Here is a 17,115-nt window from a genome sequence, read left to right on the forward strand (position 1 = left end):
GCGGAGCACGCCTCGCCCTGGAGCATCCATGACCGCGCTTGCCACCGCCCGTGACCTGTTCGCCGATCTGACCGGCCAGTCCCCTGATGGGATCTGGTCGGCCCCTGGCCGGGTGAACCTCATCGGCGAGCACACCGATTACAACGAGGGGTTCGTGCTGCCGTTCGCGATCCAGCACCGCACCTATGCCGCAGCTTCCCTGCGCGACGATGATCGCATCCGTGTCGCATCGACGTTCGCGACCGAGCCGGTCGAGGTCTCGCTGAGCGCCCTCGATGACCTCTTTCCCTCCGAGGGAGAGCCCGCAGTGCCGGAGTGGTCGGCGTACGTGCTCGGCGTCGCGTGGGCGCTGCGCGCACTGCACCCGGATGCCGCTCTGCGCGGCGCCGACATCGCCATCGCGTCCGACGTGCCCGTCGGAGCCGGACTGTCGTCATCGGCCGCCATCGAGGGCTCGGTCTCATCTGCCCTCAATGAGCTCTGGGGGTTCGACCTCGACGCCGTCACGCTCGCGCAGGTCGGCCGTCGCGCCGAGAACGAAGCGGTCGGTGCGCCCACCGGCATCATGGATCAGATGGCATCGATGCTCGGACGATCGGATGCTGCGACCTTCCTCGACTGCCGCACCCTCGAGACGCGCTCCGTGCCGACCGGCTTCACCGACGAGCACCTCGAAGTGCTGGTGATCGACACCCAGGTCTCGCACGCTCATTCCACCGGTGGCTACCGCGAGCGGCGGGCGTCGTGCGAGCTCGGCGCCGAGCTGCTCGGCATCCGCTCTCTTCGCGATGCCGGAGTCGACGACCTGCGCCGCGCGGCCGAGGTGATGGACGAGGTGACCTACCGCCGCGTGCGGCACATCATCACCGAGAATCAGCGCGTGCTCGACACGGTCGCGGCCCTGACCGAGAACGGGCCGCGCGCGATCGGCGAACTGCTCGTCGCGTCGCACGCGTCGATGCGCGACGACTTCGAGATCTCGGTTCCGGAGTTGGATACAGCAGTGGAATCGGCGCTGGCCGCCGGAGCAATCGGCGCGCGGATGACCGGCGGTGGCTTCGGCGGAGCGGCGATCGCGCTCATCGACCACGCTGCCGTCGCCGCCGTGTCGGATGCCGTCCGACAGGCGTTCACGAACGCCGGCTTCGCCGCCCCGCACATCTTCACCGTCACGCCGTCAGATGGGCCGCACCGCGACGAGTGACTCGCCGAGGTGGCGCAGGTGGCCGCTTCCGCGCGCGGGAAGGGACCAGTTGGGGCACGTGAACCAGAATCCCTGGCGTAAGACGCCTGACACAATGGATGCTGCGGAGCGCGAGCCCGCACCGGAAGGAGACCCATGTCCTGGCTAGTCACCGGCGGCGCCGGCTACATCGGAGCGCATGTCGTGCGCGCACTCTCGGCCGCAGGCCTCACCCCGGTGGTGCTCGACGATCTCTCCAGCGGGCAGCCGTCGTTCGTGCCAGAGGATGTCGCGCTCGTCGAGGGCAGCATCCTCGACCGCGCCCTGGTCGAGGGCGCGTTGCGCGAGCACAGTGTCGAGGGCGTCATCCACGTCGCCGGGTTCAAGTACGCGGGCGTCTCCGTGCAACGCCCCCTGCACACCTACGCGCAGAACGTCGAGGGCACCCGCGTGATCCTCGAAGCGATGGAAGCCGCCGGTGTGGCCAACATCGTGTTCTCGTCGTCGGCCGCCGTGTTCGGCACCCCCGATGTCGACCTCGTCACCGAGGACACCGCCAAGCGTCCGGCCAGCCCGTACGGCGAGTCCAAGCTCATCGGCGAGTGGATGCTGCGCGATCAGGGCGTCGCCACCGCGGCATCCGCCACGCCCCTGCGTCACACCTCGCTGCGCTACTTCAACGTCGTCGGCTCCGCCGACTCGACGGTCTACGACGTCAGCCCGCACAACCTGTTCCCGATCGTCTTCGAAGCGCTGCTCAATGGGCAGACCCCGTCGATCTTCGGCAACGACTACAACACCCCCGATGGCACGAACGTGCGCGACTATGTGCACGTCGGCGACATCGCCGCCGCGCACGTCGAGGCGGCGAAGCGCCTGGCTGCGGGCGAGCCGATCGAACCCGCCTACAACCTCGGTTCGGGCGACGGGCTGAGCGTGAAGCAGATCATGGATGCCGTCGTGCGCGTCACCGGAATCGAATTCGTCCCGACGATGGGGCCGCGTCGCCCCGGCGACCCCGACCGCATCGTCGCGACCGGCGAACTGGCAGCCCGCGACCTCGATTGGACCATGCGCTACACGGTCGATGAGATGGTGCGCACCGGCTGGGAGGCCCGGCGCAACGCCGGCTGACCCCGCCCGTCTAGCTGCGCCCCGGACGCTGACTCAGGCCGGGGCGCTTCAGCCCGCGCGCTGCAGATCGCGCAGCGCGCGCCATCCGATGCGCACCAGCCCCTCATCGGCGATCACCTGCGCGACGAGCGGATCCGCCAGCAGCCGCATCTCATAGCCGCGCTTGATGGCGCCGTAGTCGACAGTGCCGCGCAGTCCCGGTCCATCGAACATCGGATGCAGGTACACCTCGGTCACCCCTTCGGGCACCGCTCGGAGCAGCTCGATGAAGCCGTCGCGCACGTCGTCGTAGGTCTGCTGCAGAGCCGTCGCCTCGCCCGCGAGCTCGTACGGGTGGGTCCAGCTGCGGTCGGGGATGATGATGCCCGCGGCATCCGCGGCGGCCGTCATCCCATCGAGAGTCGGCTGCAGTGCCGGATCGAGGCCGTGCCCCTGCGCGTACCTCGGCAGCCGGAACGGCAGTCCGTGGCGGGCGGCGAGCTCGAAGACGATGTCGAGGAAGTTCCGCCCCGTCTCGAGGCCATAGACCGAGCCCATGTGGTTATCGAGATGCGTCACGTCGATACCGGCAGTGAGCGCGGCTTCCAGCTGCAGCTCCAGCTCGGCGACGACATCGTCGTGCTCTGCCTGCCTCTCCACTTCGAGCACCGTGCGGGGAAAGTACGCTTCGGCGTCGACGAGAGAGGAGAGGATGCCGGAGAGCGGCCGCCACCGGTACCGATCCCATTCACTGGTCAGCACGAGGTGCACACCGACGTCGAGATCGGGGCGGCGCGCGGCGAACGCTGCGGCGCCAGCGGACCACGAGCTCGGCATCATGATCGTCGTCGAGTCGAGGTGACCGGAATCGAGCAGTTGCGAGATCGCGGTGTTCGACGCGCGGCACATCCCGAAGTCGTCGGCGTTGAGGATGATTCCACGCGTGCGGGCGGAATGTCCGAGTCGTTCGATGAGGGGAGCGGGCATGTCAATGCTTTCGGTCGTACCGGGTCATCCCCATCTTCGGGGGCGCGGGGGCACTGTGTGGACCGAGGGGCTCGCCACGTGCATCCCCGCCTTCGTTCGCGTTCAGTATCCCATGCGACGACCTATCGCTAACTGCACCGCCGCTCAGGTGTCGCGAATGGTCGCCTCCGCGCGTGGGAGACGACCATTCGACCCGCGAACGCGTCGCAGAGGTGTCAGCGCACCGGCGCCAGCACCGGGATCTCGTAGCGGTGCGGGGTGCCGAAGCGGTGCGCCGTCACAGACACGGCCTGCTCGCGCAGGAAGGGCAGCAGCTCGACGCGACCGGCCGAGACGACCGGGTTCGCGTAGATCGCGAGGCTCGGGGACCCCTTGACGGCGGATGCTGTGGCAGCGGCATCCGCACCGATGAGCCGGACCCGGCCACCGGCAGCCGCCAGGCGACGTGCGTGTGCGGCCCAGGTCGCCTCTGCCTCGGTCACGGCGACGACATCATGCGCGCCCAGCCAGCTGGCGACAGCGCTCGGCAACGCCGACGCGGCGCTCACGGTCACGCGGGACCCAGCGCGCACACCGGCAGCGGCGACGCGCAGGAGTGCCGCGACGTTGTCGCCCTCGAAGCGCACCGTGACCGGAACAGCCTGGTACCGCAGGGCATTCTGCTCGGTGACGAGGCCCGTGGCGTCGCGCACGATGCCGAACTCCTCGGCCCAGGCGTCGATGTCCGTCGCCAGCGCTCCGCGCAGCCAGTCAGCGTCCGCTCCCTCGACCAGCGCTGCGGCAGACAGGCCCAGCTCGTCGAGCGGGCGGGTCGTCGACGTCGGAGCGTCGACCCACTCCGACAGACCGACGAGGTAGTTCGGACCGCCGGCCTTCGAACCGGCGCCGACGGCGGCCTTCTTCCAGCCTCCGAACGGCTGGCGCTGCACGATCGCACCGGTGATGCCGCGGTTCACGTACGCGTTTCCTGCTTCGACGCTCGCGAGCCACTGCTGGATCTCGTCCTCGTCGAGCGAGTGGATGCCGCTGGTGAGTCCGTAGTCGATGTCGTTCACGATGTCGATGGCCTCGGCCAGCGTCGGAGCGGTCATGATGCCGAGCACGGGTCCGAAGTACTCGACCCGGTGGAACTCGCTGCCGCGCACGACGCCCTCGCGGATGCCGGGGCGCCACAGCTGCCCGTCTTCATCGAGCTTCTCTGGCTTGAGCATCCACGACTGGCCGGCGTGCAGCTCGGTCAGCGCACCCAGGAGCTTGCCCTCGGCCGGACCGATCAGCGGTCCGATGCGGGTCGTCTCGTCGCTGGGCTGGCCCACCTCGTACGAGCGCACGGCGTCGAGGAGCTGACGGCGGAACCGCTCCGACTTCGCGACAGAGCCGACCAGCACGACCAGCGACGCAGCCGAGCACTTCTGGCCGGCGTGGCCGAAGGCCGAGTAGGCGACATCCTTCGCGGCCAGGTCGATGTCGGCCGAAGGGGTGACGATGATGGCGTTCTTGCCGCTCGTCTCGGCGAGCAGCGGCAGGTCGGGGCGGAAGCTGCGGAACAGCTCAGCAGTCTCGTAGCCTCCGGTGAGGATGACCCGACCGACGGCGGGGTCGCTGACGAGCTGAGTGCCGAGCTCGCGTCCGTCGAGCTGCACGTACTGCAGCACGTCGCGCGGCACGCCGGCTTCCCACAGCGCCTCGACCATGACGGCTCCCGAGCGACGGGCCTGGCGGGCGGGCTTGATGATGACCGGCGAGCCGGTGGCGAGCGCCGAGAGTGCGGAGCCGGCCGGGATGGCGACCGGGAAGTTCCACGGCGGAGTGACGACGGTGAGCCCGACGGGCTGCATGGTCGCGCCGTCGACGTCGGCGAGCTTGACTGCACTCTCTGCGTAGTAGTGCGCGAAGTCGATGGCCTCGGAGACCTCGGAGTCGCCCTGCTCGATGACCTTGCCGGCTTCGGAGCCCATCACCTCGAGCAGCTCGCCGCGACGGGCTTCGAGCACGTCGCCCGCACGGTGCAGAATCTCGGCGCGACCAGCGGCGCCCAGCGCACGCCAGGCCTCACCGGCGGTGACGGCGGTCGCGATGCGCTCGTCGACCTCGGCGGCCGTCGAGAGCGTGTTCGCGGCGACGGTCTCGTTACCGAGTTCCGACGCGACCATGCGCGAGCGGATGCCGTCGGCCCACTCGCGGTTCGCCGCCAGCGAGGGGTCGGTGTCGGGCATGTTCACGAAGGTGCGGGTGGTGTGGGTCCCTGAGCCTGTCGAAGGGCCGGCCAACCGGTTCTGCGTGCGGTTCGGGCCCGGCACCTCGGCGGGGATAGTCTCGATCGACGCCAGGAAGCGCTGCTTCTCGCGGTCGAAGAGTGCGGGGTCGGAGTCGAGGTCGAACACCGCCGACATGAAGTTCTCCTGCGAGGCGCCTTCTTCGAGGCGGCGGATCAGGTACGCGATCGCGACGTCGAACTCATCGGGGTGCACGACCGGCGTGTAGAGCAGCAGCGAGCCCACGGTGCGCTTGATGACCTCGGCCTGCGCGGATGCCATGCCCAGCAGCATCTCGAACTCGATGCCCTCGGTCACGCCGCGCTTCTCGGCCAGCAGCCACGCCAGCGCGATGTCGAAGAGGTTGTGTCCGGCGACGCCGACGCGCACGTTGCCGATGTGCTCCGGGCGCAGCGAGTACTCGAGAACGGCCTTGTACGACGAGTCGGACTCCTGCTTGGTCGACCAGGTCGCGAGCGGCCAGCCGTGCGATTCGGCCTCGGCGATCTCCATCGGCAGGTTGGCACCCTTGACGACGCGCACCTTGATCGGCGCGCCGCCGTCGGCGACGCGCTTCGCGGCCCACTCCTGCAGACGCATCATCGCCGAGAGCGCGTCGGGCAGGTAGGCCTGCAGCACGATGCCGGCCTCGAGGTTCTTGAACTCGGGGCGGTCGAGGATGCCGGTGAACACCGCGATGGTGACATCGAGGTCCTTGTACTCCTCCATGTCGAGGTTGATGAACTTCTGCGCTTTGGCGCCTGACTGGCCCGCGGCGATCTCATAGAGCGGGCGCAGCGCCTCGACGGCATCGGTCACGGCCTGATCGAGGGCCCAGGGGCTGTGCGGCGCCACGGTCGATGACACCTTGATCGACACGTAATCGACGTCATCGCGCAGCAGCAGTCGGCGGGTGCCCTCGAGTCGGCGCACCGCCTCGTCCTTGCCGAGGATGGCCTCGCCCAGCAGGTTGATGTTGAGCTTCACGTCCTGCGATTCGCGGATGTGCTTGATCGCCGCGCCGAGCTTCTCGTCACGCGCATCGACGATGAGGTGACGCACCATCTGGCGCAGCACCGCACGCGCGACGGGAACGACGATCGCGGGCACCATCTTCGCCGTGGCACCGCCGAGGCCGATCGCAGCGCGCATCGGCGCCGGCAGGAAGCCGGGCGTGAGCGGCACGAGCTCCTTGAGCTTCTGAGCGGCGACCTTCACATCCTCCGGGCGCACGACGCCGTCGACGAAGCCGACGGTGAAGTCGAGGCCGTTCGGGTCGCGCAGCACTCCGGCGAGGCGTTCACCGGCGGCATCCACCGGCACCTCCCGACTCTCGACGAGCCATTTCTGCACCAGCGCGACGGCATCGTCAGCGAGTTCGGTGAGGTCGGCGACAGATGCTTCGGCAGCGGAGGCAGAGGTGGTCATGCTCTCAGGATGCCTGGCATGACTCGATATGAAAAGCGACGATTAATGAAGGATAATGTTCACTATTCCCGAATGGATTGCGAGGTGCCGTGTTCGAGTTGCGTCGACTGCGCCTGCTGCATGAATTGGCGCTGCGCGGCACCATCGCCGAGGTGGCCGCAGCGCTGTCGTACAGCCCGTCGACGGTGTCGCAGCAGCTCGCTCTGCTCGAGCGCGACGCGGGTGTTGCGCTGCTCGAACCCGATGGGCGGCGCGTGCGCCTGACGCCACGAGGACGAATGCTGGCCGAGCATGCCGCCCGCGCCCTCGAACTCGACGAAGCGGCGCGAGCTTCCATCGCTGACCATGTCGGCTGGGAACCGGTGCGACTGGCGGCGATGCCGACTGCGGCCGAGACAATCGTTCCGGCTGCCCTCACCCTGCTCGCCGAGCGGGCGCCTGGGCTGCGCGTGGAGCTGGCCGAGCTGCCGCCCGAAGAGAGCCTGTTCGAGCTCGCCGCGCGGCGCTTCGATCTGGTGATCGCCGAGCAGTACCCGGGGCACACGCGTGAACTGCGTGACGGCGTGGTGCACGAGCTGCTCGGCGAGGATCCGCTGCGCATCGTGCTGCCGCCGGATGCGGCACCGACGCCCCTGGCCTCCCTCCGCGATCACGCATGGGTGATGGAGCCCGCCGGCACCGCCGTCAGGCAATGGGCGGTGCAGCAGTGCCGGGCGGCGGGGTTCGAGCCGGACGTGCGCTTCGAGGCGGCGGACCTGACCGCGCATGTGCGGCTGATCGCCGCCGGTCACGCGGTGGGGATGCTGCCCGACCTGATCTGGGGCGATGAGCCCAGCGGCATGACTCTCGCTGAGCTTCCGGGCGAGCCGGTGCGCGAGGTGTTCACAGCCGTGCGGACGGCATCGCGTGCGGATGAGTCCGTCGAACTCGTTCGTACTGCTCTCGCCGATGCTTTCGCGCTGCACCGGCGCATCGCCCCGTAGCCGGGCGCTACCGCGCTAGTGCGGACGAACCTCGGCGTGCGGCATGCGGGCGCGCATCACCCGGATCGCCTCGGGGCTCGAGTCGACGAGCACAGCATCGCGGCCCAGTGCGGATGCCACGGCGCCCGTGGTGCCGGAACCGGCGAACAGATCAAGCACGCGATCACCCGGCCGCGAGGACGCCTGCACGATACGGCGCAGGATGCCCTCGGGCTTCTGCGTCGGGTAACCGGTCTTCTCGCGCCCGGCGGTCGGCACGATCGTGTGCCACCAGACGTCGGTGGGGAGCTTGCCGCGTGCGGCCTTCTCGGGCGTCACGAGCCCGGGCGCCATGTACGGTTCGCGATCCACGGCATCCGAATCGAAGAAATACCCGCGCGGATTCTTCACGTACACCAGGATCGTGTCGTGCTTGGTGGGCCAGCGGCGGCGGGACTTGGCCCCGTAGTCGTACGCCCAGATCAGCTCGTTGAGGAAGCAGTCGCGCCCGAACACGGCATCCATCATGACCTTGGCGTAATGCGCCTCGCGATAGTCGAGGTGCAGGTAGAGCGTGCCGTCGTCGGCCAGCAGCCGCCAGGCCTCTTCGAGGCGCGGCATGAGGAAGTCGCCGTAGTCGTCGAACCGGTCGTCGTACGTGCGCAGCATCCCCCGCACCCGCTCGTAGGCGTGCCCGTGGAAGCCGTGCCGGATCTCCTTCTCACTGCCGGACTCCGCGTCCGCGACGGCCGTTCCGCCGGCCGGTTCCGCCGCATCCTGCAGTGCCACCGGCGCGCGCAGCGCCGTGACGACCTGGCGCTCCTGCGTGCGGCCGGTGTTGAACGGCGGGTCGAGGTAGATCAGAGCGAACGAACCGGATGCCAGGGTCGATGCGACGGCGAGGTTGTCGCCCTCGATGATCGTGACGCTTCCGCGCTGCGCTTCGCTAGGGTCGGAATCCTCAGCCGACCGCTGAGAGGAGGGGCCACGCGCCCCCGAGGCTCGGGTCGGCGCGGAGCGACGAGCGGAGTGGGGCGTGGGGATCACGGAACCCGATGCAGCCAGGCGTCGGTCGAGAATTTCGACTCGACGAGGGCTTCGGCATCGGTGTACTCGTCGGCGGTGATCGAACCGTCTTCGGCACCGGTGAGAGAGCGGAAAGTGGCTTTGAACCGCTCGATGATCTCGCTGCGCTCCATCCCCGTCTGGGTGCGCAGCGGGTCGACGCGCTTGGCCGCCGAGGTGGTGCCCTTGTCGCTGAGCTTCTCGCGCCCGATGCGCAGCACCTCGGTCATCATCTGCCCGTCGATGTCGTACGAGATCGTCGCGTGATGGAGCACGCCGCCGTTGGCGAGGCGCTTCTGCGCGGCACCGCCGATCTTGCCTGTCGGCGAGGCGATGTCATTGAGCGGCTGATAGGTCGCATCCACGCCGATCGAGCGCAGCGCCTGCAGCACCCAGTCGTCGAGGAACGCGTACGAGTCGGCGAAGGTCATTCCCTGCACGAGAGAGGCGGGCACATACAGCGAATAGGTGATGATCTGGCCGGCGGCCATCATCATCGCGCCTCCACCGGAGATGCGGCGGACGATGTCGAAACCGTGCTTCGCGGCCCCCTCGGGGTCGATCTCGTTGCGGTACGACTGGAAGGAGCCGATCACGACGGCCGACTCATCCCACTCCCAGATGCGCAGGGTCGGGCGACGGCGCCCCTCGCCCACGCGGGCGGTGAGCACCTCATCCAAAGCCAGGTTCAGGCGTGGTGAGACGGCCTTGTCGTGCACGATTTCCCAGTCGAAATCGTGCCAGCCGGGTGCGGTCACCAGGGCACGGCGCACTGCCGTGCCGACTGCCTCGGGCGAGAAGCCCAGCAGCTGCGCGCCCTCAGGGAGCGCCGCGCGCACCGTGGCGGCGATGGCCGTGGAGTCGGCTTCGACCGGCATCCCCTCGACGGCGGCGTTGATGGCTTCCAGCGCCGTATCGGGTTCCAGGAAGAAATCGCCCGCGAGCCGGAAGTCGCGAATCAGGCCGTCTTCGACCTCGAGATCGACGACGACGAGCTTTCCACCTGGGACCTTGTATTCTCCGTGCACGACTCCAGCTTAAGCCGCGCGGTCAGGTCGCCGAGGGAACGTGCTTATCGAGCCACGCCAGCAGATCGGCGCGAACCTCATCCTGCTGCAGCTCGTTGAAGATCTCATGTCGCGCATCGGCGTACACGAGCGTGGTGACGTCGGTCAGACCCGAACGATTTCGGTACGCATCCGCGAGCTTGTGCACGCTGCGGGGGCCGCCGACCGGGTCATCGCGCCCGACCATGAGCAGCACCGGCACGTCGCAGCCGAGATCCTTGCGCGGACGCCCGTACATGCGCGCGGCCTCGATCGGGCCGAACAGCTGCAGTAACGGCGTCTCGACAGTGAGCGGGTCGTCACGGAACTCCTGCCAGACGGCGGGATCGCGCGACAGCCACTCCAGCCCCGTGGCGTCGTCGCCCTTCCACCGCGCGTTCGGCGGGGCCGCGTTGAGGTCCGCCGGAGTGCGGTACGCCGACCCACTGAGAACAACCGCGGAGAAGTGCTCGGGATGCTGGTTGAACAGCATCTGCGCCAGGAACGACCCCCAGGAGTGGCCAAGGAGAACGAGCGGCAGCCCCGGACGCTCAGTGCGGATGATCGCCGTCAGCTGCTGGCATCCGGCGATGACGGCGCGCATGCCGCCGCGACCGAGGTGACCGAGCTTCGCCGGGCCGCCGTGCTGGCGGATGCCGGTGCGCCCGTGACCGCGATGGTCGTCGGCGTAGACGTGGAATCCTGCCCCTGTCAGCGCTTCGATGAGCGCGGCGTACCGGCCGGCGTGCTCGCCGACTCCGTGCAGCAGTTGCACGACGCCGCGCGCCTCACCGTCTGCTTCGTAGACGTCATAGACGATGGCAACCCCACCGACGTCGGTGAACTCTGCTGTTCTGGGTGCGACCATGGCCCGAGTCTACGGGTGCCGTCGCCTCACCGGGCCGGATGCGACCGCCGGGCCGTGCAGGGGCTGAAACAGCCGGTTCTACGCGTAGGCGAGCGCCCGGACGACGGCGAGCGCCGTGTCACGATCGGTGATCTCGTACCCGCCCACGCCATCGTCGGCGGATCCCATGCGAACGCTGTCGTCCGAGGTGACTGTGCGCTTCGCGGAGAAGTGCACGGCGTCGACGCCGGTCGCGGCGATCGTGGTGACGTCGGATGCTGTGATGCCGCTGCCCGCCATGACCTCGATGCCGCCTGCGGCCTCGGCGACCAGCGTGCGCAGCACCTCGAGACCGTCGATTGCACGCGAGGCTCCGCCGGAGCTCAGCACGCGGCACACCCCCAGCTCGCGAGCGAGCTGCAGCGAGGCGATCGGGTCGGGGGTCACGTCGATCACGCGGTGCAGCGTCACGGGCGCGCCGTCGGCGGCATCCACCATGCGGGCGAGACCATCGCGATTGAGCGCGCCGGATGCGTCCTGGCATCCGACGACCACTCCGCGCACTCCCGCCGCGAGCGCATGACGGATGTCACGCACGACCACCGCGATCTCGTCGTCGTCGTAGCGGAAGTCGCCCGCGCGCGGCCGCACCAGCACGTGTGTCTCGGGGCCATTGTCGCTCGCGGCCGCGACGACGCTCTCGATCGTGGCCGGCGATGGCGTGAGGCCGCCGAGAGTCAGCGCCTGCGCCAACTCGACTCGCGCGGCGCCCACCTCGTGCGCGATGCGCATTCCGGCGGAGTTCTGGACGGCGAGTTCGAACTTGAGCGGCATGAAAAGCATTTTCGCATCTCCGCGCGACTGCGCACACCATTGCGGCTATTTTTTTCATACTTGGTGGCGAGCACATTGATTAGTTAGGCTATCTAAGTAATGAATGACGATTTCGCCGCCACCGCATCCGAGCTCCGCTACGCCGTCTTCCGCCTCGCCCGGCGCCTGCGCTGTGCCCGCGCCGTCGACGCGATGAGCGACGCACAACTCGCGACGCTCGGCGCACTGCGCGCGCACGGGCGGCACACGCTGTCGCGCCTGGCCGAGCGTGAAGGGGTCACCGCCCCCACCATGAGCGTGACGATCAACGGGCTCGTCGAGCTGGGCTTCGTCGTGCGCATCCCCGATGAGGACGACCGTCGGCGGGTGCACGTCGAGATCACCGAACAGGGCGAGAACATCGTCACCGAGACCATCAACCGGCGCGACGAGCTGCTCGCCGACATGATCTCCGCGCACGACTTTGAAGAGCGCGATATCGCGGTGCTGCGCGAGGCTTCTGCGCTGCTGAGGCAGGTGGCAGACGCATGAGCGCGATGTTCCGGTCGTTCCGCACCTTCAACTACCGCACCTGGTTCTTCGGTGCCGTCATCTCGAACATCGGCGGCTGGATGCAGGCGACCGCCCAGGACTGGGTGGTGCTCACTGAGCTCACCGATAACGACGCCACCGCGATGGGCGTCACGATGGCACTGCAGTTCGGGCCGCCACTCGTGCTCGTCAGCATCACCGGCTGGGTCGCCGACCGCTTCGACCGGCGCAAGGTGCTGCTGCTCACGCAGAGCACGCTGATGATGCTCGCGGTCGCCGTGGCAGTGCTGCTGCTCACCGGCATCATGACGCTCCCCCTGATGTTCTGCTTCGCCGCCGCATTCGGTGTCACCAACGCGTTCGATGCCCCAGCCCGTCAGGCATTCGTGTCCGACATGGTCAGTCTCGAAGACACCTCGAACGCGGTCGCGCTGAACTCGGCATCCTTCAACATGGCGCGCCTGATCGGGCCCGCGGTCGGCGGTCTGCTCATCGTCGCGATCGGCACGGGCTGGGTGTTCGTCGCCAACGCCGTCACGTTCTTGGCGATGATCATCGCGCTGCTGACGATCCGCACCCGCGAGCTCATGCCGCGAGTCAAGAATCGCAACGCCGGCGGGCTCGCCGAGGGCTTCCGCTATGTCTGGGGGCGCCCCGACCTCGTCGTCGTCTTCATCATGGTGTTCCTCATCGGCGCCTTCGGTATGAACTTCCCCATCTTCGCGTCGACGATGGCGCTGGAGTTCGGCCGCAAGGCCGATGGGTACGGGCTGCTCAGCTCAGTGCTCGCGATCGGATCGCTCGCCGGCGCGCTGCTGGCCGCGCGGCGCGATCGCGCCCGTGTGCGGGTGCTCATCTTCGCGGCGGGCGGCTTCGGTGTGGCATCCATCGTCTCGTCGGTCATGCCCACGTACTGGTCATATGCCGCCGTCCTCATCTTCGTCGGGTTCTCGACGGTGTCGATGTTGACGACGGCGAACGGTTACGTGCAGACGACGACGGATGCTGCGCTGCGCGGCCGCGTGCTCGCCCTGTACATGGCGGTGATCATGGGGTCGACGCCGATCGGCGCCCCCATCGCCGGCTGGATCGTAGACGCGTTCTCGCCGCGGGCAGCGATCATGGTCGGCGGCGTGGCCGGAATCGTCGCGTTCGGCATCGGCATGGGCTGGATGCTGTCATCGGGCCGCCTGCGCCGCCGCGACAACACCCGCTTCCAACTGACGCTCGACGAGACGCGCCCCCTGTCGGTCATCCGAGCGATGAACCCGGCATCTTTCGATGATCGTGTGACCGCCACGACACCGATCCGACTGAAGAACAAGTAGCGCGCCGCTCTCGACACTGCGCGAAAAGGGACCCCTGGCTAATCGGCTGGATCCGTTTGAAGTCACCGTGCAGTTCGAGTGATTTCGAGTGAGCGAAAGGACACAACCCGATGGAGCTCTGAATTATGACCTCTCTTGGCTCAACGGTCCGGCATCGGGCACCTACGGCTTTACCATCGGTAGATCCGCCATCGCGTCTGACGAGGGCAGTTCGAATGTCGCTACGGGCATGACTCGGGAAGAGCTGACCAACGCAGTGCGCGGTTTCGTGGAGAGCTTTTACGAACCTGGCGGAATTGGGAGTGGCGACTTCCCGGACCACATTTCGCGCGAGCGCGGCAAGCCGATGGTCGTTGGAGTCGCTGACCTTACGGGAGTAGATCTAGCATTTGGACTCGTGCTTTCATCGCATGGATGACGAGTTCGTTTCCACTGTCAAACGTGAGCACGATTGTCTCGAGAAGTCGGGCCTGTGTGTCGAAGCCCGGTCGAAGTTGACGGGCCGGGGAGTCGTCGTCGAGATCCTCGATCCAGACCGCCATGACGCCGCCGCCGTTACATCCTCGGCAAGACTCCGTGTTTGAGCGCGGAGTCGTGAACCTTCACGCGGCGTACTTCGCCAGTGCTTCGCGGATGAGTTCTGATCGTGTCTTGTGCTCTCGCTCGGCAACCGCGTCGATGGTCGCCAGCTCCTCGGCGGTGAGACGCAATGCGACGACCTGGGAAGGTTCCGCGCCGCGTCCCGGGCGACCTCGCCCACGCTTCTTCAGCCCCTCGACGTCATAACCGATCTCGGCCTCGGCCGCCCATTCAGCAATCTGCTCCTCAGTGACAGCGATGATGGCGACCGGGGCGAGCCTTGTCATCTCGTTCAGGGATCTGAGCCGCGCTGCTCGCGTCAGAAAGTGCTTCCTGCAGCCTGTTCGCTAGGTGGTCATGGAGGTGGCGCGAACGCCCGAGGAACCTTGCCGATCACGCCATCAGCCATCCCGCATCCAATCGTGAAAACTCGCGTCTGATGCAAGGGTCAGACAGCGGTGCAGTCTGCAGGCGCAACAGCCGGTGACCTGAACCCTTGTCGGCGACGATGCGTCTCGGGAAGGTCAGTGATCCAATCGAAGCGGAACGCTCGAGCTATCTGAACGCCACGGCACAGGGAATGACGAAGTGAGTACGCCCGTCGGGTAGTTCGACCCAATCCTCTCGGCGTACTCGCGTGATTGTTCCTCGTCTCCGAACACCCCAAGAATGTTGTTGTCGGGACTGGCGTCGTGGAACACGATCCATACTTCTTTCATGCGTGGAGCCTAGGCGTTGTCGTGGCCAAGATCAATCCCGTGTCCGCAGGGTTTTCTGGATACATTCGTCTCGCGCGTCCAGCTTGGCGACGTGCACTGAACCGAAGGAAACCGAATGAAGATCAAACGCATTGTCTGCGGTCTCGTGATGGCTAGCGCCATCTTGATGGGTGGGGCTACCCCCTCTATGGCAGCGTCGCCCGCTGCGGGGGGCGGTGGCTATCCGACTCCCCCGCCAGGTGCACCAACGATGACCGACGCCGAGATGGATGCCGTCAGCTCGGACTCGGTAGTGCTCATGACTGGTGACGTCGGGAGCAACAGCAGGGCAGTAATCGCCGCAGCGGGCGACAGCTGCGACCTGAAGACCGGGCGGATGTGGACCCGGAGCTCGTCGAAGGGGGAGCCGTACGGCGGAGTGGGGGCGAAGCCGGAGTTGTTCAACTGCACGCCGGGTGTCGTGCAGACAAGGATCACTTCTGAGGTGTGGATGCACAATGGGTGGATATGGTTCCGGGCGGCTGGTCCCGTATCCAGACCTGGACAAGGAAATATGGTGCAGAAAAACCTTACTTATGTTTGCAAGGGAACCGGGAAGTACCCATTCAAAGTGAAGGCGACTGGCTGGGGAAAGAATTCGCGTGGCCAAGAACATGCGGCGACGGTCTGGTCGGCCGAGTATAAATTTAGCTGTGGATAAAGCGCCTGCCCTACTGAACCGAATCGGCGTGACCCGCCATTCGGTCTTCGGGGCGCGCTGAGGGTGCTGTTCTTCAACCCCTGACAGGGTCAAAGCTATGACCCTGTCAGGGGTTCGTAGGTGCGCGGCAATCTCGTCGTGGCGAGCAAGAGGATGCCGACGCATACGGCGACGGTCCCGATGGTCGCAGCGCCGGCGACCAGCTCGCCCAGCGGCTTGATGACGTCCAGCAAGCTGGGGTCTCGGGGGTCAGGACTCGGTACGTGCCGATCACGCCATCAGCCATCCCGCATCCAATCGTGAAAACTCGCGTCTGATGCAAGAATCAGACAGCGGGGCAGTCCGCAGGCGCAACAGCCGGTGACCTGAACCCTTGTCGGCGACGATGCATCTCACTGCTGACCCGGGAAAGCCATGGTGCCACTCGTCCCTCAGTTCTCGCATCAGATGCAACTCAAAACGTTCAGGACCCGATAGGGGTACATATGTCAGCTCGAGCTGCCGCGCACTGCTGTGATTCGTCCGGACGAAACAACGGCTTGGCATCCTTGTCTTTCCAGATGGCCCGGGGATCTCAGAGGTTGAGCGCGAGATACCGTTTTGGTCGAAGCTCACCCGAAGACCCTGGTCGAGAATCAGGCCCGCTCGACTATCTGCTCTGCTTGGCGCTCGACCGCGGCGCGCGCCAACGACCCCTTCGTCTCCCGGAACAAGCCCCCGCCGCGATATGGTCTATCCGTGACTACCGCTCCACTTCCGCTTCGGATCTTTCTGGCTACACCTGGCGACCTGAGCGATGAGCGACAAGTCGTCGCCACCACTATTGAGGAGCACAACAGACGGCATCGGGGCAAGACGAATCCCGGTTTTCAGACAGTGGGCTGGGAACAGGTTCGTGGCACCGCCCAACGCCCGCAAGAGGCGATCAGTGAGTTAATCAGCGGTCACGCGCAAGCCGAGGAAATCGCCGGACGCTTGCGGCCGGGATGTCAAGGGCGTGCAGCGGCTCGACTAGATCAGGTCTGGACATACTCGATCCAAGATTAGGACAAACCGATATGACTCGCTACCGCGATGTTCGGGTTGCAGCATCGGCCACAGTCATAGAAGGATTCCGTTGCGTCGGGTCCACTCAGTAAACCGACTAGGCCAGCTCTTCGTCCGCCTACCCAGTGACAACGATGCAATGGCTTCAAGGCACGTAAGCGGATGCGCGCAAGTCTCGTATCTCTAGAGTTTCAGGACGTCTCACGAGAGCCTGAGTGCTCACAGCGCGCGCCGCGAGTTTCTCCATTTGGGTGAGTCCCGCAACTATGTGTCATAAGTTGATGCTCGGAATCGAGTACTCACTATTAGTTATGGGACACCAGCGGGCACGATGGGAAGCTGATCGGGTAGGCGCGAGTGTCCACGCGGCAGCAGTCGACGGACCGGTAAGAAGCCGACCTTCTCACGGCCGGAGTCCGGCGTGATGACCTTTACAGGCTCTTCAGAGTTGAGGTGGGTCTGAGGGGGCTGGGCGCGGTGGCGGGGTGAGT

General features: G+C 66.8%; 14 protein-coding genes. 5 read left to right on the forward strand and 9 right to left on the reverse strand.

The window, feature by feature from the left end:
• Window positions 1-28 precede the first annotated feature (28 nt).
• Together galK and galE are read left to right on the forward strand one after the other, a co-directional pair.
• Window positions 29-1,204 carry a galactokinase gene (gene galK, locus FM104_RS15125; RefSeq protein WP_087133057.1) on the forward strand — a complete coding sequence of 392 codons (1,176 nt, stop codon included), beginning with the start codon at window positions 29-31 and terminating at the stop codon, window positions 1,202-1,204.
• A gap of 135 nt (window positions 1,205-1,339) precedes the next feature.
• Entirely contained in the window at window positions 1,340-2,317 is a 978-nt protein-coding gene (gene galE, locus FM104_RS15130; RefSeq protein WP_087133058.1) for a UDP-glucose 4-epimerase GalE, read from the forward strand.
• A 48-nt stretch (window positions 2,318-2,365) separates the two neighbouring features.
• On the opposite strand, the gene FM104_RS15135 is transcribed toward galE, so the two are convergent.
• Window positions 2,366-3,283 (reverse strand): polysaccharide deacetylase family protein, encoded by a 918-nt coding sequence (locus FM104_RS15135; protein WP_256971695.1) that lies wholly within the window; start codon window positions 3,281-3,283, stop codon window positions 2,366-2,368.
• 215 nt (window positions 3,284-3,498) lie between these two features.
• Entirely contained in the window at window positions 3,499-6,966 is a 3,468-nt protein-coding gene (locus tag FM104_RS15140) for a bifunctional proline dehydrogenase/L-glutamate gamma-semialdehyde dehydrogenase (protein ID WP_087133060.1), read from the reverse strand.
• A gap of 89 nt (window positions 6,967-7,055) precedes the next feature.
• Here FM104_RS15140 and FM104_RS15145 point away from each other — a divergent pair, with 89 nt between their 5' ends.
• Window positions 7,056-7,949, forward strand: coding sequence for a LysR family transcriptional regulator (locus FM104_RS15145; RefSeq protein WP_087133061.1), 894 nt, complete (start codon window positions 7,056-7,058; stop codon window positions 7,947-7,949).
• A gap of 15 nt (window positions 7,950-7,964) precedes the next feature.
• Here the strand turns inward: FM104_RS15145 and FM104_RS15150 are convergent, their stop codons facing one another.
• From FM104_RS15150 to FM104_RS15165, 4 genes are all read right to left on the reverse strand, one after another.
• The gene (locus FM104_RS15150; RefSeq protein ID WP_256971697.1) at window positions 7,965-8,849 is read right to left on the reverse strand and encodes a DNA-methyltransferase; all 885 of its coding nucleotides are present in this window, start codon (window positions 8,847-8,849) and stop codon (window positions 7,965-7,967) included.
• A gap of 122 nt (window positions 8,850-8,971) precedes the next feature.
• The gene (locus FM104_RS15155; RefSeq protein WP_087133062.1) at window positions 8,972-10,021 is read right to left on the reverse strand and encodes a lipoyl protein ligase domain-containing protein; all 1,050 of its coding nucleotides are present in this window, start codon (window positions 10,019-10,021) and stop codon (window positions 8,972-8,974) included.
• Between the two features lie 22 nt (window positions 10,022-10,043).
• Window positions 10,044-10,907 carry an alpha/beta hydrolase gene (locus tag FM104_RS15160; RefSeq protein WP_087133063.1) on the reverse strand — a complete coding sequence of 288 codons (864 nt, stop codon included), beginning with the start codon at window positions 10,905-10,907 and terminating at the stop codon, window positions 10,044-10,046.
• Between the two features lie 78 nt (window positions 10,908-10,985).
• Complete coding sequence (locus tag FM104_RS15165) at window positions 10,986-11,720, reverse strand: copper homeostasis protein CutC (protein ID WP_087133072.1); 735 nt, start codon at window positions 11,718-11,720, stop codon at window positions 10,986-10,988.
• 99 nt (window positions 11,721-11,819) lie between these two features.
• Between FM104_RS15165 and FM104_RS15170 the strand changes: the two genes are divergently transcribed.
• On the forward strand, window positions 11,820-12,251 hold the full coding sequence (locus FM104_RS15170; protein WP_087133064.1) for a MarR family winged helix-turn-helix transcriptional regulator: 432 nt from the start codon (window positions 11,820-11,822) through the stop codon (window positions 12,249-12,251).
• Between the two features lie 5 nt (window positions 12,252-12,256).
• The gene (locus tag FM104_RS15175) at window positions 12,257-13,579 is read left to right on the forward strand and encodes an MFS transporter (protein ID WP_087133073.1); all 1,323 of its coding nucleotides are present in this window, start codon (window positions 12,257-12,259) and stop codon (window positions 13,577-13,579) included.
• A gap of 602 nt (window positions 13,580-14,181) precedes the next feature.
• Here FM104_RS15175 and FM104_RS15185 read toward each other — a convergent pair.
• The 3 genes from FM104_RS15185 to FM104_RS16650 all read right to left on the reverse strand — a co-directional run.
• Window positions 14,182-14,445, reverse strand: a complete 264-nt coding sequence (locus FM104_RS15185) for a ribbon-helix-helix protein, CopG family (RefSeq protein ID WP_087133065.1) — start codon at window positions 14,443-14,445, stop codon at window positions 14,182-14,184.
• Window positions 14,446-15,096: 651 nt separating this feature from the next.
• A complete protein-coding gene (locus tag FM104_RS16375; RefSeq protein ID WP_143738462.1) occupies window positions 15,097-15,354 on the reverse strand; it encodes a hypothetical protein in 258 nt (85 codons plus the stop codon).
• Between the two features lie 1,579 nt (window positions 15,355-16,933).
• Window positions 16,934-17,115, reverse strand: a 182-nt coding sequence (locus FM104_RS16650; protein ID WP_218778591.1) for a hypothetical protein, incomplete at its 5' end; no start/stop codon positions are given.

Origin of the sequence: Microbacterium esteraromaticum, assembly GCF_900163815.1 — a bacterium.
Classification (GTDB): Bacteria; Actinomycetota; Actinomycetes; order Actinomycetales; family Microbacteriaceae; genus Microbacterium; species Microbacterium esteraromaticum_B.